Here is a 17,775-nt window from a genome sequence, read left to right as displayed (position 1 = left end):
ATGAGAATGCTGCGATTATGGACGATGCTCTTGCTTGTGCCGATGTTCTCGGCACAAGCATCAGCCCAGATTGACACCTCGGCGGTGGAGACCGATTCCGTTGATGCGGAATATGTGCAAGAGGAAGAAACGGAGGACAACGCCCTGCGCGTTCGGGTGAAGGGATTTCTTGACACCTACCACGCACTCCGAACAACGGGGAATGCTGACTGGATGGCATCGCGAACTCGGGCAAGGGGCGAAGTGAGACTCGAAAAAGGAGCGACTGCTCTCTTTGTCTCACTGAATGCTATTTACAACGGAATACTGAAAGAACGTACAGGCATAGAACTGCGCGAGGCGTATCTGTCATATACCAAAGGCAACCTTGACCTGCGTGTGGGACGGCAAATCGTGATATGGGGAGTGGCAGATGCACTGCGCCTTACCGACTGTGTGTCGCCCATCGACTATACCGAATTTCTCGCCCAAGACTATGATGACATACGTATGCCTGTGAATGGCTTGCGTGCCAAATACACCTTGGGAGTCATTACAGCAGAAGCAGTGTGCAACCCAGTGACTAACTTCGCTGTGATACCTACCGACCTGCGCAATCCGTGGGCAATGCGGTTGCCGAACACCTCCCTCCCCTATTCCATAGACTTAGAAAGCGGAAAACCAGAAAAGCGACTGAAGAACATGGAATACGGCGGACGCATCACCGTCAATCTCAGCGGTGTGGATTTCTCTGTGAGTGCCTTGCGCACATGGAACAAGTTGCCAGCCCTTCGCATGGGAATGACAACCGACGGAAAGTCACTACACATCGATGGACGCTATCACCGCATGACGATGTTAGGAGCCGACTGTTCGTTGCCCATCGGGCAATTCGTCATTCGAGCAGAGGTAGCCAAATACATCAATGAAGCGCAAAATGCTGCAATGGGATGCGAAGTAGAATGCCGCAATGCACTCAATGCGCTCATCGGCATTGATTGGTACCCTGGCAACGACTGGAATGCAAGTCTGCAATATTGCCACAAATACACATCGGGCAATCTTGAAAGACTGCCTATCTATCGCCATGCAGGGATAGCCACGGCACGACTCGCCAAAGAACTGCTGCAAAACACGCTAAAACTTTCTACCTTTGCCTACGTTGATGTAACAAACGGTGGCATCTTCAATCGCCTATCCACCACCTATGCCCTCAACGATCAAACAGCAATCGCTATCGGATACGACTATTTTCATGCCGACAAAGGAATATTCAAGATGTATGGCAAAAACAGTGAGGCGTGGGTTAAACTGAAGTACAGCTTTTAACGATAACCACTACTCTGAGAGTAGCAAGCAGGACAAAACTCAGACAATTGTAAGTTGTTATTTTCCCTTATTGATGATATAAATACCAGCGGCTGCCAACAAGCCAGCCACCAAATACTTGAAATGAAACGTCTCGTTGAGACAGAGACAGGAGGTCACGGCGCCCACCACGGGGATGAGCGAGTTATAGATGGCGACCTTTCCCACAGGGTTGCAGGTCAGCAACTTGTTGTACAAGCCAAAACCCACCGTGCTAATGCCAATGAGCAGCACCAAGTACACGCAGCCCAATAGCGTGATACGTGGCAGTGTGCCATTCCACAACAGCCCAGGCACCACCAAGAGCAAGCCGCCAATGGCCAACGCCAGTCCCGTACCAACAAACACGTCGATGCGCTTGCCCAGTCCACGGATAAGTAAGGAGGTAACAGCACCACAGAGGGCATTGAGAATAATCATGCCGTCGCCTAACCATGTGAAGTGTCCACTCTCGGCACTTCCCAAATTAAGCGACAGAATACCAGCAAAGCCCACCACACAACCCGTGAGTTTGCGCAGCGTCATGCGGTCGCTCTTAAAGAAAAGACAGGCAAAGATAACCACCGAGAAGACGCTGAGCGAATTGAGAATAGCGGCTCGCGAACCCTCACTATACGACAGTCCGAAATAGAAAAACGCATAATGCAAGGTGGTGTTCAGAAGGGCAAACAGCAGAATGTACCACGAATCTCTCGCCGATCGCAAATGAAAATCGCGCCCAGTGAGTTGCGCCATAAGCAAGATGATGACGCCCGACAAACTAAACCGAATGCCAGCAAACACCATCTTGCTACCCGTCATTCCTTGCGTGATGCCAAACTCGGCAAAGCCTAATTTGATGAGCGGATATGCCCAGCCCCATGCCACGGCGGCTGTGAGCGCAAATAGTGAAACCCAAATGGGACGTTGAAAAATACTCTGTGTTGGTGGGTTGCCTCTCATTGTTTGTTCATTCCTCCTTTTTTGATGCTCCATATTTCCATACCACCCACGCATTGCGAAGGTGGAACCAAGTTTCGCATCCTTAATTAGAGTGTAAAGGTACGATATTTTTCTTAAACACACACATCTCACCAACGGCTCTATTCCATGATGAGCAAAAATTGTGGGCATGGACGTGATGGATGACGCTCCGCCTCAATAACAAGATGACTTAGAATTGTTATATCTTGTCAATGAATTTGAAACAACTACTCACTAATTTTGCCAGCAAACTAATGATTACTAACAAAATCAAGAAAATGAAAGTTATATTCGTTGTACAAGGAGAAGGTCGTGGACACCTCACCCAGGCTTTGGCATTAGAAAAGGCACTGGAGGAAAAAGGACATCAAGTGATTGAAATATTGGTAGGCAAAAGTAAATCAAGACAGCTTCCCGATTTCTTCCTTCAAAGAGCCAAAGCACCCGTGGACACCTTTTGGAGTCCTAACTTTCTCCCTTCGAAGAAGAATCAGCACATCGGTCTGACACGCTCCATGGCATATAATTTCATGAAATCGTCCGACTATCTTCAGAGCATTCAACAGCTCTACCAGCACATCCAGTGGAGCGGTGCCGATTTAGTGGTGAACTTCTACGAAATACTTACCGGACTCACTTATGCGTTTTTGCGCCCCTCCGTACCAGAGGTATGTATTGGACATCAATACATGTTTATGCATCCCCAGTATCGCTTTCCCCATCACCACACTACTGCTCGCTGGCTCATGCTGGCGTTCACACGCGCCACATGTTGGGGAGCAGCGCATAAGTTGGCGCTTTCGTTTCGGAAGATGCCCGACTGTGATAAGCAGCATCTCTCTGTAGTACCCCCACTATTGCGTGAAGAGGTGCTGGACATCTCTCGTCATCGCAATGACTTCATCACGGGCTACATCATCAATGCTGGCTTCAGTGATATGGTGAAACAATGGCACCAAGCCCACCCACACGTAAAACTTCATTTCTTTTGGGACAAAGCGGATGCAGAAGAGGTAACCAAAATCGATGACACCCTTACATTTCATCGCATTGATGACACCAAATTCTTACACTATTTAGCCAATTGTAGGGCGTACGCCACCACTGGAGGGTTTGAGTCGGTATGCGAAGCCATGTACATGGGCAAACCCGTACTCATGGTTCCTGCCCACATTGAACAAGAGTGTAATGCTCACGAGGCTTCGTTAGACGGGGCTGGCATCAAAGCCGAAACGTTTGATATCAGTCAGCTTATAGACTTTACCTACGAACATTCTGAAGACGTAGAATTTAGAATGTGGGAAAATACTGCCAAGATGATGATTGTGTCACGATTAGAGGCGGTAGTCGAAAGATCTCTTCATATAGGTCATCGCAGTTGGTCCGTACGCAGAATGTTCTCCCACTCCTAATTGCATCGCCACATGTAGCCCTTTTTCAAGGGGAACAAAGACGGGCAAAGCTGCAAATAATTTGGGAGGATACATTTGAGCAAGGACGGGGCGAAGCCGTAATAGGAACATCGTCCAAGATAATGTGCAGCAAATGTTACAAGCAAAGGCGGGGCGAAGTTACAAATATTTTTGGGAGTTTACATTTGAGCAATTGGGGCGTGAAGCAGTAACAGGAACATCGTCCAAGATAATGTGCAGCAAATGTTACAAGCAAGGACGGGCGAAGCTGCAAATAATTTGGGAGTTTACATTTGAGCAAAGACGGGGCGAAGCCCCAATAGGAATATAGCCCAGAGCAACGCTCTGGGTATAGATGCATAAGCTAACAGGCGCGCTGTAAGCGCAAAAGGAGCCAGTAAGCCTCCTCTCTTTCTCCTTCCTTTTGCTCTTTCAGAGCGCAAAATAGATGGTCAACTGTACCCAGAGCGTTGCTCTGGGCTAAGTTCTTTTTGGGCTTTCAGCCCGTCTTTGCTAAAATGCAATAGCCCGTACTTGCTGAAATGTAATAAACACGGTTACAGATAACACCTGCGTCAAAGCATTGTGCAACAGCGACGATAATGGACAAGGGCTGGAGCAAAGCGGCAAATAATTTGGGAGTTTACATTTGAGCAAGGCGGTGTAAAACCGTAACAGGAACATCGTCCAAGATATTGTGTAGCAGATGTTACGAGCAAGACGGGGCGAAGCTGCAAACAAGCGCATAGTCCTATCTATAACAATTTAGAGAGTCCTGTATTCAACAAATTAGAGAGACGAAATCATCATAAACAATCCGCATACAGGTTACGCCCCGAAGGGGCAACAGCGCATAGCCAAAGGCATTGTGCAGCAGATGTTACGAGCAAGGGCGGAGCGAAGCTACAAATATTTTTGGGAGTTTATATTTGAGCAAAGACGGGGCGAAGACGGGGCGAAGCCCCAATAGGAATACAGCCCAGAGCAACGCCTTGGGTATGGATGTATAAACAAACTGGCGCGCTGTAAGCGCAAAAGGAGTCAGTAAATGTGCTCCCTTCCTCTTTCCTTTTGTTCTTACATATGGCAAAAGGAGCCAGCAAGCGATGACTTAACAGCCTGAACCGTCAATGTTGCAGGCAGGTGCATCTGACGCATTGCTCGAAAGTCCTGCCTCTTCAGGACGGAGCGTAACAGTGCCATCCTCCAAAACAAAACATGGAATGCCTGCCGCTCCACAGCGTTTCGCCTCATCAAAAACGGGATTGGTATCGCGCAAATGCAAAAATTGTTTTAACAACGATACATGTTCGCCAATGTCTATTACTTGGTAACGACTGTCGCCCGCTACCTGACGGTCTACTGCCACACAATCGGGGCAAGACTTCATTCCATAAATCTTAATCATGGGGTGAGTTTGTGAGTTTTTAAGTTAATGAGTTTTTAAGTTCGTAAGCTAATGAGTTCATAAGTTTCAACCTAATGCTTGCAAATCTTGGTCTCATCTACCGTAAATTGGTTGGAGGATGCGGGCATGAACTTTCCACGAGCTTCGAGAAAATCAACTAATTGTGCGGCTGTCATGCCTTCTGCCGAACAGGTGTGAAAACGTTCCGCTTCGCCAAACTTGTTGATAATTGCCTTTACCAACGCTTCTTTACTTTCATATGTGTTGCCTGCCATCATGTGCAGGACTTCATGTCCATGTGCCATAGTGAGTTTTGAGTTTATGATTTTGTGAGTTAATGAGTTTTGAACCTTGATAAACCTTTTAATGAGAACATCTATACCATGCGGTACACCGTCTATAAAAGGCAAAAAGGTGTCGCCTACCATAGAGACGCCACCCTTTCATATCTAAAAACTTTCGAGCCTCTTGTCGGATTCGAACCAACGACCCCGAGATTACAAATCACGTGCTCTGGCCAACTGAGCTAAAGAGGCGGGTGGGCAAGCTACTCTTATCGCGCCGCTACAACCTAATACCCTTGCTGCGTTCCCACCCTGGGGGATTCAAAGGGAGCTGGCCGTAAAAGACTTGCCCATTTTCTTAGCGAATGCAAAGGTAAGAAAAGGATTTGAATACCGCAAATTTTCTATTATATATTTTTTCAACGGCAATTTCATTTAACAACGGGCATAGAGTCAACCAACAAGTGCAAAATTAGTCAATCATTTTATAAAACTCTTGTTTGGTGTTGAAAACTTGAGTTTTTCACTTCCAATCTGGAGCGCAAAGTGCCGAAGCGTTATCGTATATTCACTTCTCTTTGTTTGGGAGTACAAATATAACAACAGGAAGAGAGTCTTTTCCTGCCTTTATACCTAATTATTTAGAACAAAATTGATTATTAAGTAGTTATTCTGACAAGTCCCAATTTGGAACATTACCAAAAATCATGTGTTATTTGTTTTCATATATAATTTCTTTTGTTTCATAGTGTCGTCTATATATTTTTTCTAATTTTACTATTCGATTATTTTTATCATAAGTAAATACACATGTATATGAAATAATGATGTCAGACATATTGGGCTTGTAAGTATAACTATATTGGGTAATAAGACTATCCTTGACTATAATGTTAATACTAACTACATAGTCAACACTGGCATCAAGATACGTGTAATACTTATTGATATCTTGTATAGAAATCTTTTTTCGCTCCCCTATAGGCTTTGTAAACGATAAGATTTCGCTTGGGTCATAACTTGACAAAATATCAGCAATAATACACGCATCTTTATATATGACCTCGGGATATTTTAGAATTATTCCATAATCAATCAGGCTATAAGATTGATATAAAAATATCTTTTGATATTTGATTTCATCTGCGGACAATTTAACCAATCTACCTCGTTTATTATACACCCCGATTTTTTTTTCGTTTAGAAATAAACTTCTCTCTACCTTACAACCATTGCTTAAAATTTTTACAACAGTTTGTGATTTCAATTCTAAACTATTTAGAATTGAAATCACAGAAAGTATCAATATAGCACAAAATCTCATTACTAATCTTTTATTTAGTTTCTATAACTCATCATCCCTTTTTCCAAAAACATATATTGTCTTCTGATGAAATACTGGAGATAAATATAATATTCGTTTTTTATTTTCAAAACTTATCAGATATTTTTCTTTGAAAGTTTTTTTCTTATAATTTCTCTGCATGATTAGTGTATCCTTATCAAGTGACCATATCCAATATTTTTTTGAACCTATGGGATCTATCTTGATAAGGGTATGATTATTCTTAAAAATAAGTGTAGGACCTCCGTTATTGCCAGTTCCAATCTCCGTATTTTCACGAATATATGATTCACCATTGCGTATGATAGTATCACCATGTAGAATAAGGGTGTACATTAAAGTCCACTTTGAATTTACTAATAGTGAGTCGTTAGCTGAAATTTGCATACTACTCGAAAAAATGTATATAAATAGGAAAAATAATTTATTCAACATGTTTAGGATTCTCCCTCCTCAAAGGTTTATTTAATTCTTTTCTAATTATATTTTCATTATTAATTGCATTACCAGTATCCGCACCAAGAACCTTAGGAGCTGCATGCCCTACTATTTCATGATATAAAATGTTCCTGCAAAATGTCTTAGGCAGGTGGGCGCCTGCGGACAGCCTTCGATGAAGCAGACTGCAAAAAGGGGCGGTACCATGTCGTATGTAAAACTCTTGTATTCCATTGTCATTTGTCTTTCATTTCCTGACAGTTGCTTTGCAAGCATTTATTTATATTTGCCGATACCGGCAAGGATATTGATGTGATTTCCGACTTATCCATAGACCTCCATATTGATGGTTATCAACTATTTAACGTCATCCTTTTCGATTTATTGCTCTCATCTTTTTTGTTCATGCTATTCTTCGTACTTTTGATAATTTCCGTTGAACTGCAATGCGGACATTGAAACTCAACTCCCAATCTGGCGCATAAAGTGCCGATGCGTTCTCGTACATTCATTTTTCTTTGTTTTGGACTACAAATATAACAAAAGGCAGAGAATCATTCCCTGCCTTTACGCCTAATCTTTTAAAAATAACATTGATAACCAGATGGTTATTATAATAACTCCTGATTGAAACATTACCCTAACATTGAAATGTGATTTAGATGCATCCCCTCCATATTGTCTATGTCCAATGGAATGTTCCTGTATAATCGCTTCTCCATGACACCCACTTCATTGGGATTATAGGATACGAAAAGCCCAACTTCATCACCATCAACTGCTTCCACAACCGTGTCAGAGACGAGTTAAACAACGTGTTCACCCAATTGATGGTGCTACTTGCTGATCGAAGCTTAGTGCCCCTTGACGTGGAATACATCGATGGGGCAAAGATAGAGGCTAAGGCAAAGTCGCTGCTTTCACCATGTTGTAGTATTTTACTCTCATCAATCATAAGCCTATCGGACAGTTAAATACGCTTTAATTTGACCAACGAATTTTTATTTACTGATATTAGCCCTCTTCTACGTAAAATTTACTTTCTTTACTCAAAGCTAAACTATCTTCAACTATAAAATCCCTTATTATTATCGGAATCAATTCTGATTGATCCTTTAAAAAAAACTCATCATCATAGTCATATACAACCATGTGTAGTTTCCCTTTTTCCATATAGCAGTTATTGATGTTTTTAGATAAGCTTACAAATTCATCAACAACTCTACCGTCATTATTTAAAACAATCCAATGGTAAAAATTTGTATCTAGTCCTGTTGGATTTTTTGTAACAGATAATAAAAAATAATAACCATTTTCACAGATAAAGACGTCGGGAGGATATTCCATATTTTCTGCCCAATTGGATAGTTTGATTGATTTTTTGATGCTCCTACTTATGTTAAACTTTCGATAATTTTTTAATGCTGATGTCTTGTTCTTTGAAAACGTAGCCAAGGAGGAGAATCTCATACTTGCATGTTTAGTTGTAGTATGAACTTCGTTGATACTTATGCCTCTACACTTTGTCTTAAAGGAACAAGAAGTTTCTATAAGACAAATGAATAGAAATGTTAGTAAATAATTTACCAGTATTTTCATTTTTTTTCTTCCTCCTGACCAATGGTTACTATGATTTTCTTTCATCCATTTATTGGATAAACGCATAAAGGTTGTGCCACCATAGGCGGCTGTAGATTCATACATAAAAATAATAGGATTATTATTAACAAAGCAATAAGTAGATAATATAGGATAATCTTCTTCCTTGGGATCGACACTCATCCACAAACTCAATCTTGGCTCATAGTACCTCGCACCATAGTAGTACATACCTGTCTCCTCATCCAGCTCTTTGACGTTGAGTTCTACTCTACGATTGGCTGCACTCGGCATAGAACAAGCAAGCTTGCCTCTGCGCTCGTTGGCACAATCGTTGAATCGAAAAGACGTGCTCCATGTGTTATTGCAGTTGGCTTTCCCTGCGGTCGCCGATTTCCGCGTAAGCTCCAATTCATCAATGAACACCTCGCCATACGGTACATATTCAATGTGCTGCGATACTTCGCCATCAAGGTTGGTGATGTAGCTACTGCTGCCCAAATGGTCGGGGTGGTAGTAGAACTGCATCTTCTTATAGTCGTCATTCGGCTTGAAGTTACCATTTGCAGCCCTTGTGCGTGCCATTGCCCTTGCCTTTGCTGCCTCCGGTGTGCCGTCGTTGCAGCAGAATTGGTGTGCCAATGAGTGGAAAGTGAGCTTGCTCTATCTTTTCCGAGTGCAGCCGACAATTTCCTTTGGACAAACTTAACCGTTTACGTAGTCGTCATTGTCCTGACCGTTGTATGGGATGTCAAAGGTACGATAATTTTCCTTGATCGCCTGCAACTGCTCACTATATTTTTTCTTATAGTCCACCGTCAATGGGTTGTTTGTTGTCAAAAACATTCATGTTCTTTTGTATCAACCACAAATTGAACCAATTAAACTAATCCAACTGTCACCCCTTCAAGCTATCTAAATGACTTAACCGGACTATTTACATGGGTTAACCAGACTATCTACATGGGTTAAGGGTGCTAACTCATGTTTACAACGGCATTATTGTAATGGGATAACAGCCAAAAAAGCAGGCTTTATCTGAAAAATGGTTGTCTTTTTTCATGCGAGTGAAATCCATGATGTGCTTTCCCCCACCATATTTAGCAACAAGGATGGAGCGGTGAGCCCCATCCTTGTGTTGGTAATAGGCTGGTTCTATAAATTACCACCGCATATAGTCATTAAAATTTTATGAAATACGTTTTGTTATCTTTTGGCTTCTTTTTATATAAAACAGGCTGTGCCTCAACAATTCAAACAAGTTTGATTGTATTCGGCTTGCTCCGTTTTTGGTTCAAAATGTAAGATTGTTCAGTCGTGTAGCTCGCTACACTCCTTCACGCTCTTGCATTTTGACCTCAAAAATAAGCTCAAAATCTAACAAAGCTAATTTATAGAACCAGCCTATCATCAGCAGCAAACGTTATTTGCGCGGTGCATCTTTCATCACAACTTCGTAAATCTCGGCATCGCCCTCGACAACTACTCGTGCGGTGCGAGACATGAGAGTGAAGGGATAGAAGTTGGTGGTTACCTGTTCGGTGTGGATACATTTCCCACGTTTGTCGAACTGGCTCACCTTTACTCCGCCGTTTGCAGGCAAGCGCATCAGCAGCGCATATTGCGAAACACCCGGTTTGATGTCGAACGACAGACGACCCGAAAGGTGGAATGCGGTTGTGGGTTGCTCATCAAATGCCCGCAGGGCAGCCTCAGTTTGCGAACCAGCATCTACCTTAAAACCTAAATATTGCTGACGAACAGGATTGACCTCAAACAAACGGACCGCAGTCCAATTCTTTTTCTCAGAAGGCAGTTTGCGCAAGCGCACATAGCGCGCCATCACTTCAGCCCCCTCCCACTGCACATCGTAGACGCCTTTGAGCTCTTTCAACAGCGGTTGCCAGTTGTTGCCATCGGCAGAATATTCCAAAGTGGCATGGTCGAAGTAATCCACATCGTCTACCGAGTTGCGTCCCTGAAGAATATGCACCTCACGGACAGGCTTCACACATCCCAAGTCTACCCCTATCCACTCGCCTGTTCGCTGCGATGCGGTAGAGGTATAATAAGAGGTGGTATCCGTATCAAACATCAATTGCGAGAGCGTGGTCTTGAGGTTGGGATAAGAGCCCACGGCACGATATACGAACGGCTTGCGCCCAGATATCTGTTGATAAAACGCCTCACTCAAGTCTTGCATCGCCACCTCATAGAATGGCTGCAACTTCATGGTTCCCGATCGATGCGCCTCGTAAGCCTTGCGCTCGCTGAGCGTCATGAGATTTTGCACGTAACCCGTCCAGAAATCGGTTAAATCACCCTCCTTGTACTGTTTCATCAAATCAATCGTGCGCTTTCCTCGTGTGCCTAAGCGTCCAAACTCCACGAGCCAAGGCTGCAACTCCTTTAGCAAGGCAGGGTTGTCATTGGCTTGCTGCATCTGTGCAGGCACTTTCTCGATGCGGTCGAACTCCTGATACAACGCCTCGAGCTGTTGGGGCGTATAGTTGTTGAAGCGGAATGTCTCCGTCTCCCACGACTCATCCCTGCGGTAACCCGTCTCCGTATCTGCCGAATGAATGGCAAAGGTGCGGTAAGCCTCGTGAGAGCGAGGAGCAACTACCTGCAAACCACGTTCCCAACTATCCATGGCATTGTATGCCTTTGGATTCCATGTGTAATCTGCCACACTATAGAGCGACAGCTTGGACGCTTCGGCATGTTCCATAGGATTGCTCACCAGTCCGCACATCTCGTTGGGGGTCACTGTTGTATCGAGTCCATAAACAGGACCCTGAAGTACGATGTGGCGCACATAGTCGGTCACCGCATAGTTCCACCAGAAGAAGGCAGGACGCTGAATGCGCTGGTTCACCCAGTCTAACGTTTCGTGGGTGACATCACTGCACACCACATCACCCGTCCAAAACACTTTGATGGAGGGGTCCAACGCTCTACCGTAAATGCTCAAAGCACCCTGCGGTGAGGGGTTTGCCCACAACTTGGAATAATCTGTAGGACAGACGATGAGGGGCGACACATCTTTCTTTTGCTGTACAAACTCATGCGTCAATCGGTTCAGCAGTTCTACCTGCTTCATCGGATTGGTTCCCTCTCCATCGATGTCATCGAAGAAGATAGCAAACGAACGCACGCCGAGCTCGTACATCATCTCAAACTTACGCACCAAATTTTGATAATCTTCCTCATTCCAATGAATATCCTTTCCGGGGTGGATAGCCCACACAAAGTCAACACGATTGCGCTGCGATGCCATCACCAAATCATGAATCTGCTCACGCTCCTTCTCTGGATAAGGCTTGCGCCAATTAGGTGCGCTGTGATAGGGGTCGTCCTTAGGACCATAGAGATAGGTGTTCATCTTATATTTTCCATAGAAATCGAGGAGCGACAAGCGCGCCTTGTGCGACCATGGAGTGCCATAAAAGCCCTCCACTACTCCTCGATAAGGGAAGGTAGGATAATCGACAACAGAGAGACATGGCAGCGTTTTACCGCCTTGTGCAGCAGGACTTTCCATGAGTTGCTTCAAGGTTTGTACGGCATAAAACACCCCTTTGTCATCACGCCCCGTGATGCGAATGCCTTTGGCATCGATTTGCAGGGCATAAGCACCCTCTACATTGGGCAAATTGTTCTTTTTCGAGGCATAACTCACGGTGAGGTTGACGCCTTTGCGTTGCAGGTTAAGGAAGTTGAGGTCCTGCGCCAGCACGTATTTCTTGTCCTTCGTCTTATCCTTCAGGCGCACGCCAGCAGTGACATCGAGTGCAACCTGCCCCCCGACATTCATTTCTATTTTCTGCGGAGTGGGATTGATGACAATGCCCTGATGATTTACTTTGTGTCCAGGCACTTTCAAGATGTTTTGCGACTCTTTGCGCTGCGAGCTGAGATCGAACCCAGTATCTTGCGCCATGCCAGTGGTTAGGGACAAGACAGCCGTCACAGCTGCGAGCGAAATTTTATAGATTTGTTTCATATTGATAGGATTGTATTTTTGTTGAACATGGGCGACATAAGAAGGAAGTGGCGAATCATCTCGCCACTTCTTCCGCGTCTAATGGTAAATGTGAACTTTGTTTGATGTTGCTTGTGGTGCTATTTTTGAATCGAAAGGAAGTTGAAAGAAGCCCAACTATATTGCTATGTGTTCCAATTGTGTCTTCGTGTAGTTGGCAGGCGCATCGTATATCTTGACGAGTAGCTCACGACTCTCGGCATCAGCCAAAGGGAAACCTACCCCCTTGTGACCGAGCAGTTGCGTTACCTTTGTCAAGTCTGAATACTGAATGGCGTTGGCATCCTCCGTGGGACGTTTCACTGTAGCGTCGTAGCTAAATGCGTTGTCGGTGATTTCTTCGAGTGTCAAAGCCTTGTACACGTTGGTATAATCGGCACCGTAGGTAGACTCTTCATAGAAGAATCCCACCTTGTCGTCCTTTTGCCACACCATGGTGCTATACGCCGAACCCATTTGTGATATTTGTTTCTTTCCTGTCCAATTGCTTGCAAACGCTTTTGGCGTGAAATAATCGTTCAAGCTTTCTAATGCCTTGAAGTAAATGCCCACATTGGCACGGTTCGGACCAAAGGGAACACTTTGCAGTGCCAAGAACATTTGCTTACCATCGCTGTTGCGCTTCACAGGAAGTATCATGATTTCGCCATTGCACGAATTGCTTTGTGCTGCCGTTCCGCGATTGTTCGCATCCGACTTAGCCACCTCGCCCCACGAGCCTTCGCCCGTCTCATGGTTAGTATAGGTATAGATATTGAACAGTCGTCCTCCATTGGTGCGGCTCGACAATAACACTCTACCATCGGGCAATTCTTCACACTTAGGCTCATCACCTCCGGGAGCAGGACGTGCATCCTTCCCTCCCAATACTTTCCAAGTTGCTCCGAAGTCATCAGAATACAGCACGCGGTTGCCACCGTCACGAGCACAAACAGGCATATACACACGGTAGTGCGTTCCATGCTTCACGATACTGCTCTGGCATAGCTTCCCAGAACCAGCAAACATACTTTTCACTGCACCGTCTTTACTTCCGTCAAAGAGTCCATAAACGGCAGCGGTAACATCGGTATAATTGCCCCACGTCTCACCTCCATCGGTACTCAGATAACGCACCATGGGCAGTGGATGCCCATTTTGGTAGTTCGCTGTTTGGTAGGGAACATGTCCTGCCACACACATCATCAGCACCTCATTGCTTTCACGGTCGGCAACAACAGCAGCATCGCCAAAGCCATAATCGAGTCCGCTGCCCGTTCCTTTGCCATTGGCAATGGTACGTGCATCGGTCCAAGTAGCACCATGGTCGGTAGAGGTTCGCAATTGAATATCTACCTCGCCATAACCAATGTCAGAGCCACCCGGGCGATAATCAGAGAAAGCCAGTAACTTACCGTCTTTCAAGCAAGCCAAGGCTGGTATGCGGTAAGGATGTTCGTTGGGACGAGTGATATAGAGTGGATGAAAATTCGCTGGAGCTGCAGCCTTTGTCACGGTTACTAACACGTTCTTCAGGTGTGCAAAACCTGTGGTAGATTGTGTCGCATGCTTTACATTGAACGTTGCCGTAGTGGCATGGATGTCTGTCACCTTCACGGCTTGCCACTGTGTGGGGCCATCCGACGACAATTCGGCAGCACCTTGCGGCGTCACCACAATCTTCTGTCCTGCCTTATCGGACGAGAAAGAAAATTCGTAACTCACGATTTCGTAGTCAGGAGTAACTGCTAAGGTGTAATCAGCACTGAACTTCGCCGAGCTGTTTCTTGTAAAAAGCTTTATCTCGTTCCCGTCGTAGTACGCCATATTGTTGGCAGCACAAGTCAGAGTGAGCATGGGATCAACGTCGTTACTGGTCCATTGCGCACCGTATGTTTTAGCAGGATTGGACTTGGTCCATGTACCTGTTGACTTCTGAATGCGGATTACTTTGTCCGCTGCGTGTGCGGTACTCCACCCCAAAGAAAGGAGCAGTGCAAAGGTCCATAATAATCGTAGCGATTTTAGATTCATAGATAATAGTGTCTTTTAATGTGTAAATAAATAATAATTCGATTGTTTCGTTTACAAAAATACTAAAATTATTTGAAATAATGGTACAATATGTCGAATTATTCAGAAAGAGGAAAGATAATAAGAAACAATTCTCTGTTTATTAGATAATTTGCTTACTTTTGCACATTAGTTATGATAAACGTACAAACACTTATCCAACTCAAAGCCTTTGCTCGCATTGACGGTCTTTGGCTCGCTCTGCTGTGGACCTCCAGCTTTGCCTGTTTGATGTATCCACCGCTGAATATCTTGGGCAACCTGCTCCTCTTGATGACGCCAGTGCTGATGACGTGGCGTGTCATCAAGTTTCGCAACTATGCGCTCGACGGTAGTATCTCTTATCGGCGCGCCTTTGCCTACGGCTGTTACATGACATTTTATGCCTCGCTGATATTTGCCATGGTGCAGTGTCTGTATTTCCAGTTCTTGGACAACGGCCACTTTGTGCAGCTGCTCAACCAGTCGGTTGAAGAGCTGAAAGCGATAGATACGAGAAACACCGACTACTGGAGCAACCTCCAGCAATCCATTGAAATGATGCGAAGCGTTTCGCCCATTGAACTGGCATTTATGTTCATGATGCAAAACCTTTTCATTGGAACATTGACCAGTACCATTGTGGCGATTTTTGGCAAAAAGAAGAAATAAACACCTCATGACTTCGCCCTACCGATACGCCGTCCTCTACCCTCTCTCCTATGCAGATGAGGAGAGGCGGACAAAAGAGTGAGGGCAACGTTGTGAATGATGAATAGAATAGTATGGACATATCTGTAGTAATTCCCTTGTACAACGAGGAAGAATCGTTGCCCGAACTCTTCTCATGGATAGAGCGGGTGATGCAAGCAAACGCTTATTCGTTTGAAGTAATTTTTGTAAACGACGGCTCTACCGACCATTCATGGGAGGTCATCCAACGACTCAGTAAGCAGTCGGAGGCTGTGCGAGGTATCTGTTTTAGACGTAACTACGGCAAGAGTCCAGCCCTGTATTGTGGCTTTAAGGAAGCACAGGGCAAGGTGGTGATTACCATGGATGCCGATTTGCAAGATTCGCCCGAAGAGATTCCAGCACTCTATCGCATGATTACGAAAGAGGGCTACGACCTTGTGTCGGGCTATAAACAGAAACGATACGACCCACTGAGCAAAACACTTCCTACCAAACTCTTCAACGCTACGGCTCGCAAAATTAGTGGCATCAGCAACCTTCACGATTTCAACTGCGGACTGAAAGCCTATCGGCAAGAAGTGGTGAAGAACATCGAGGTGTATGGCGAGATGCACCGCTACATCCCTTACTTGGCGAAAGAGGCAGGATTCTGCAAGATTGGCGAAAAGGTAGTGCAGCATCAAGCACGCAAATACGGCTCCTCTAAGTTTGGACTCAACCGTTTCTTCAACGGTTATTTAGACCTCATCACACTGTGGTTCTTGTCCAACTTCGGTAAAAAGCCCATGCATGTCTTTGGATTTTTAGGTTCCTTGATGTTTTTAGTTGGGCTCATCGCTGTGATGATATTGGGAGCAGAAAAGCTCTACGCCCTTTCCAACGGCATCCCCATGCGCTTGATTACCGATTCGCCCTACTTCTACATCGCCCTCACCACGATGCTCATCGGCACCCAACTGTTCTTGGCTGGGTTTGTGGGCGACTTGATTAGTAGGTCAAATCCAACTCGAAACGATTACCAAATAGAAAAAACCATTCGATGCGAAGAATAATCTTTTTGCTGTCTGTCGCCTTGGGCTTCACTGCATGCTCGTCTATCGATTGCCCTTTGAACAACACCGTGGTGACATCGTACAAGCTCATGGGTTCACAACCGAAGTTGGAAGACACGCTGACCATCATCGCTGCGCGTAGCATGGGGACGGACACGGTGTTGCTGAATCGGGCAGTGGGCATCGACAGCTTTATCTTGCCCATCAGTTATGCACAGCCAGAGGATGTGTTTTTCTTCAAGATTGCGAACAAGGACGGGCAAGTGTTTCGTGACACGCTGCGCATAGCCAAAGACGACCAGCCGCATTTTGAATCGATTGACTGTCCGCCTGCCATGTTCCACCGCCTCAAATCGGTGACGTGTACCCATCAAACGCTCGACTCGGTAGTCATTAACAACGAAAACGTGAATTACGATGCAACGAACCCACACCTATACCTCTATTTCAAAAAATATCTGTATTAGTGTGCTGCTCCTATTGGGCACAACAGTACAGGCGCAAATACCGAAGAAGATATTTGAGCAACCTAAAGACTCGACACGCTTTCTACGCCATGTGGCAGTATCTGCCGACTTGGTGGGACCGCTCCAACTGCTGCTCTCCGACTATGGACAATACGAAGCTGCCGCCCGAGTGAGCTTGCGCAACAAATATTTTCCTGTCGTGGAATTGGGTTACGGACAAGCCGACAGCGAGGATATCACAACCCACTTGCACTACACTTGCAAAGCGCCGTATGGTCGTATCGGTTTAGATGTAAACATGCTGAAGAACAAAGACGACGACTATCGACTGTACGTGGGGGCACGCTATGGCTACACTTCTTTCAAATATACGGTGAACCACCCCGGCATTACCGACCCCGTGTATGGCACCCAGCTCCCTTTCAATCTAAACGATATTAGCAACCAATACCACTGGTTGGAAGCCGTGATGGGCGTGGATGTGAAGCTTTGGGGACCTCTTCGCATGGGCTGGAGCGTGAGATACAAACACCGCATTGCCAGTAGTGCCAACACCGAGGCAGGCGACCCTTGGTACGTGCCGGGCTTTGGCAAACCCAAAGCAACACCCATAGGTGGGACATTCCTCGTTACGGTGGAAATTTAGCAGGCGGAGTGAACCAAGAAGGATGAAGAATGGGATGCGCTA

General features: G+C 45.2%; 15 protein-coding genes, 1 tRNA gene and 1 pseudogene. 6 read left to right on the top strand and 11 right to left on the bottom strand.

Going from position 1 to position 17,775, the window contains the following annotated elements:
- Positions 1–1,308 (top strand): DUF1302 family protein, encoded by a 1,308-nt coding sequence (locus BN35_RS01040; RefSeq protein WP_025072591.1) that lies wholly within the window; start codon positions 1–3, stop codon positions 1,306–1,308.
- 57 nt (positions 1,309–1,365) lie between these two features.
- Here the strand turns inward: BN35_RS01040 and BN35_RS01035 are convergent, their stop codons facing one another.
- The gene (locus BN35_RS01035) at positions 1,366–2,289 is read right to left on the bottom strand and encodes a DMT family transporter (protein ID WP_025072590.1); all 924 of its coding nucleotides are present in this window, start codon (positions 2,287–2,289) and stop codon (positions 1,366–1,368) included.
- A 299-nt stretch (positions 2,290–2,588) separates the two neighbouring features.
- On the opposite strand from BN35_RS01035, the gene BN35_RS01030 reads away from it, so the two are divergent.
- Complete coding sequence (locus tag BN35_RS01030; protein WP_025072589.1) at positions 2,589–3,722, top strand: glycosyltransferase family protein; 1,134 nt, start codon at positions 2,589–2,591, stop codon at positions 3,720–3,722.
- 1,111 nt (positions 3,723–4,833) lie between these two features.
- Here the strand turns inward: BN35_RS01030 and BN35_RS01020 are convergent.
- The 10 genes and pseudogenes from BN35_RS01020 to BN35_RS12705 all read right to left on the bottom strand — a co-directional run bounded on the left by BN35_RS01020 (position 4,834) and on the right by BN35_RS12705 (position 14,854).
- Positions 4,834–5,130 carry a hypothetical protein gene (locus BN35_RS01020; protein ID WP_008125463.1) on the bottom strand — a complete coding sequence of 99 codons (297 nt, stop codon included), beginning with the start codon at positions 5,128–5,130 and terminating at the stop codon, positions 4,834–4,836.
- Between the two features lie 71 nt (positions 5,131–5,201).
- A complete protein-coding gene (locus BN35_RS01015; protein ID WP_008125461.1) occupies positions 5,202–5,435 on the bottom strand; it encodes a YecH family metal-binding protein in 234 nt (77 codons plus the stop codon).
- A gap of 157 nt (positions 5,436–5,592) precedes the next feature.
- Positions 5,593–5,666: transfer RNA gene (locus tag BN35_RS01010), tRNA-Thr, on the bottom strand.
- A 460-nt stretch (positions 5,667–6,126) separates the two neighbouring features.
- Positions 6,127–6,738, bottom strand: a complete 612-nt coding sequence (locus BN35_RS01000) for a hypothetical protein (protein ID WP_044071052.1) — start codon at positions 6,736–6,738, stop codon at positions 6,127–6,129.
- Positions 6,739–6,759: 21 nt separating this feature from the next.
- Complete coding sequence (locus BN35_RS00995; RefSeq protein WP_145992910.1) at positions 6,760–7,095, bottom strand: hypothetical protein; 336 nt, start codon at positions 7,093–7,095, stop codon at positions 6,760–6,762.
- Between the two features lie 210 nt (positions 7,096–7,305).
- Positions 7,306–7,431: a DUF6078 family protein gene (locus tag BN35_RS14020; RefSeq protein WP_234396703.1), complete on the bottom strand. Its 126-nt coding sequence runs from the start codon at positions 7,429–7,431 to the stop codon at positions 7,306–7,308.
- Between the two features lie 448 nt (positions 7,432–7,879).
- Positions 7,880–8,152 carry a hypothetical protein gene (locus tag BN35_RS14330; protein WP_028900750.1) on the bottom strand — a complete coding sequence of 91 codons (273 nt, stop codon included), beginning with the start codon at positions 8,150–8,152 and terminating at the stop codon, positions 7,880–7,882.
- A 746-nt stretch (positions 8,153–8,898) separates the two neighbouring features.
- Positions 8,899–9,618 (bottom strand): annotated as a pseudogene (locus BN35_RS14305) (RHS repeat domain-containing protein); the annotation flags it as partial.
- A gap of 601 nt (positions 9,619–10,219) precedes the next feature.
- Complete coding sequence (locus BN35_RS00975; RefSeq protein ID WP_028900751.1) at positions 10,220–12,802, bottom strand: beta-N-acetylglucosaminidase domain-containing protein; 2,583 nt, start codon at positions 12,800–12,802, stop codon at positions 10,220–10,222.
- A gap of 156 nt (positions 12,803–12,958) precedes the next feature.
- Complete coding sequence (locus tag BN35_RS12705) at positions 12,959–14,854, bottom strand: sialidase family protein (RefSeq protein WP_081411405.1); 1,896 nt, start codon at positions 14,852–14,854, stop codon at positions 12,959–12,961.
- Positions 14,855–15,028: 174 nt separating this feature from the next.
- Here BN35_RS12705 and BN35_RS00965 point away from each other — a divergent pair, with 174 nt between their 5' ends.
- The 4 genes from BN35_RS00965 (at position 15,029) to BN35_RS00950 (ending at position 17,733) form a co-directional block, all read left to right on the top strand.
- Positions 15,029–15,544 carry a DUF4199 domain-containing protein gene (locus tag BN35_RS00965; RefSeq protein ID WP_025072344.1) on the top strand — a complete coding sequence of 172 codons (516 nt, stop codon included), beginning with the start codon at positions 15,029–15,031 and terminating at the stop codon, positions 15,542–15,544.
- A 113-nt stretch (positions 15,545–15,657) separates the two neighbouring features.
- Positions 15,658–16,620: a glycosyltransferase family 2 protein gene (locus BN35_RS00960; protein ID WP_025072345.1), complete on the top strand. Its 963-nt coding sequence runs from the start codon at positions 15,658–15,660 to the stop codon at positions 16,618–16,620.
- Positions 16,608–17,087: a DUF6452 family protein gene (locus BN35_RS00955; RefSeq protein WP_025072346.1), complete on the top strand. Its 480-nt coding sequence runs from the start codon at positions 16,608–16,610 to the stop codon at positions 17,085–17,087. The genes BN35_RS00960 and BN35_RS00955 overlap by 13 nt, the downstream gene beginning before the upstream one ends.
- Positions 17,038–17,733 (top strand): DUF6048 family protein, encoded by a 696-nt coding sequence (locus BN35_RS00950; RefSeq protein ID WP_025072347.1) that lies wholly within the window; start codon positions 17,038–17,040, stop codon positions 17,731–17,733. The genes BN35_RS00955 and BN35_RS00950 overlap by 50 nt, the downstream gene beginning before the upstream one ends.
- The last annotated feature ends 42 nt before the right edge of the window (positions 17,734–17,775 follow it).

The sequence above is a fragment of the Hoylesella timonensis 4401737 = DSM 22865 = JCM 15640 genome, from assembly GCF_000455445.1.
Lineage (GTDB): Bacteria > Bacteroidota > Bacteroidia > Bacteroidales > Bacteroidaceae > Prevotella > Prevotella timonensis.
The sequence above is the reverse complement of the archived record's forward strand: the minus strand, read 5'-3'. Positions and strand labels throughout refer to the sequence as shown.

What these genes read in the sequence shown, in the direction of transcription:
- BN35_RS01040 (WP_025072591.1), top strand. Translation starts at nt 1, where the DNA reads ATGAGAATGCTGCGATTATGGACGATGCTCTTGCTTGTGCCGATGTTC.
- BN35_RS01035 (WP_025072590.1), bottom strand. Translation starts at nt 2,289, where the DNA reads ATGAGAGGCAACCCACCAACACAGAGTATTTTTCAACGTCCCATTTGG.
- BN35_RS01030 (WP_025072589.1), top strand. Translation starts at nt 2,589, where the DNA reads ATGAAAGTTATATTCGTTGTACAAGGAGAAGGTCGTGGACACCTCACC.
- BN35_RS01020 (WP_008125463.1), bottom strand. Translation starts at nt 5,130, where the DNA reads ATGATTAAGATTTATGGAATGAAGTCTTGCCCCGATTGTGTGGCAGTA.
- BN35_RS01015 (WP_008125461.1), bottom strand. Translation starts at nt 5,435, where the DNA reads ATGGCACATGGACATGAAGTCCTGCACATGATGGCAGGCAACACATAT.
- BN35_RS01000 (WP_044071052.1), bottom strand. Translation starts at nt 6,738, where the DNA reads ATGAGATTTTGTGCTATATTGATACTTTCTGTGATTTCAATTCTAAAT.
- BN35_RS00995 (WP_145992910.1), bottom strand. Translation starts at nt 7,095, where the DNA reads ATGTACACCCTTATTCTACATGGTGATACTATCATACGCAATGGTGAA.
- BN35_RS14020 (WP_234396703.1), bottom strand. Translation starts at nt 7,431, where the DNA reads ATGGAATACAAGAGTTTTACATACGACATGGTACCGCCCCTTTTTGCA.
- BN35_RS14330 (WP_028900750.1), bottom strand. Translation starts at nt 8,152, where the DNA reads ATGATTGATGAGAGTAAAATACTACAACATGGTGAAAGCAGCGACTTT.
- BN35_RS00975 (WP_028900751.1), bottom strand. Translation starts at nt 12,802, where the DNA reads ATGAAACAAATCTATAAAATTTCGCTCGCAGCTGTGACGGCTGTCTTG.
- BN35_RS12705 (WP_081411405.1), bottom strand. Translation starts at nt 14,854, where the DNA reads ATGAATCTAAAATCGCTACGATTATTATGGACCTTTGCACTGCTCCTT.
- BN35_RS00965 (WP_025072344.1), top strand. Translation starts at nt 15,029, where the DNA reads ATGATAAACGTACAAACACTTATCCAACTCAAAGCCTTTGCTCGCATT.
- BN35_RS00960 (WP_025072345.1), top strand. Translation starts at nt 15,658, where the DNA reads ATGGACATATCTGTAGTAATTCCCTTGTACAACGAGGAAGAATCGTTG.
- BN35_RS00955 (WP_025072346.1), top strand. Translation starts at nt 16,608, where the DNA reads ATGCGAAGAATAATCTTTTTGCTGTCTGTCGCCTTGGGCTTCACTGCA.
- BN35_RS00950 (WP_025072347.1), top strand. Translation starts at nt 17,038, where the DNA reads ATGCAACGAACCCACACCTATACCTCTATTTCAAAAAATATCTGTATT.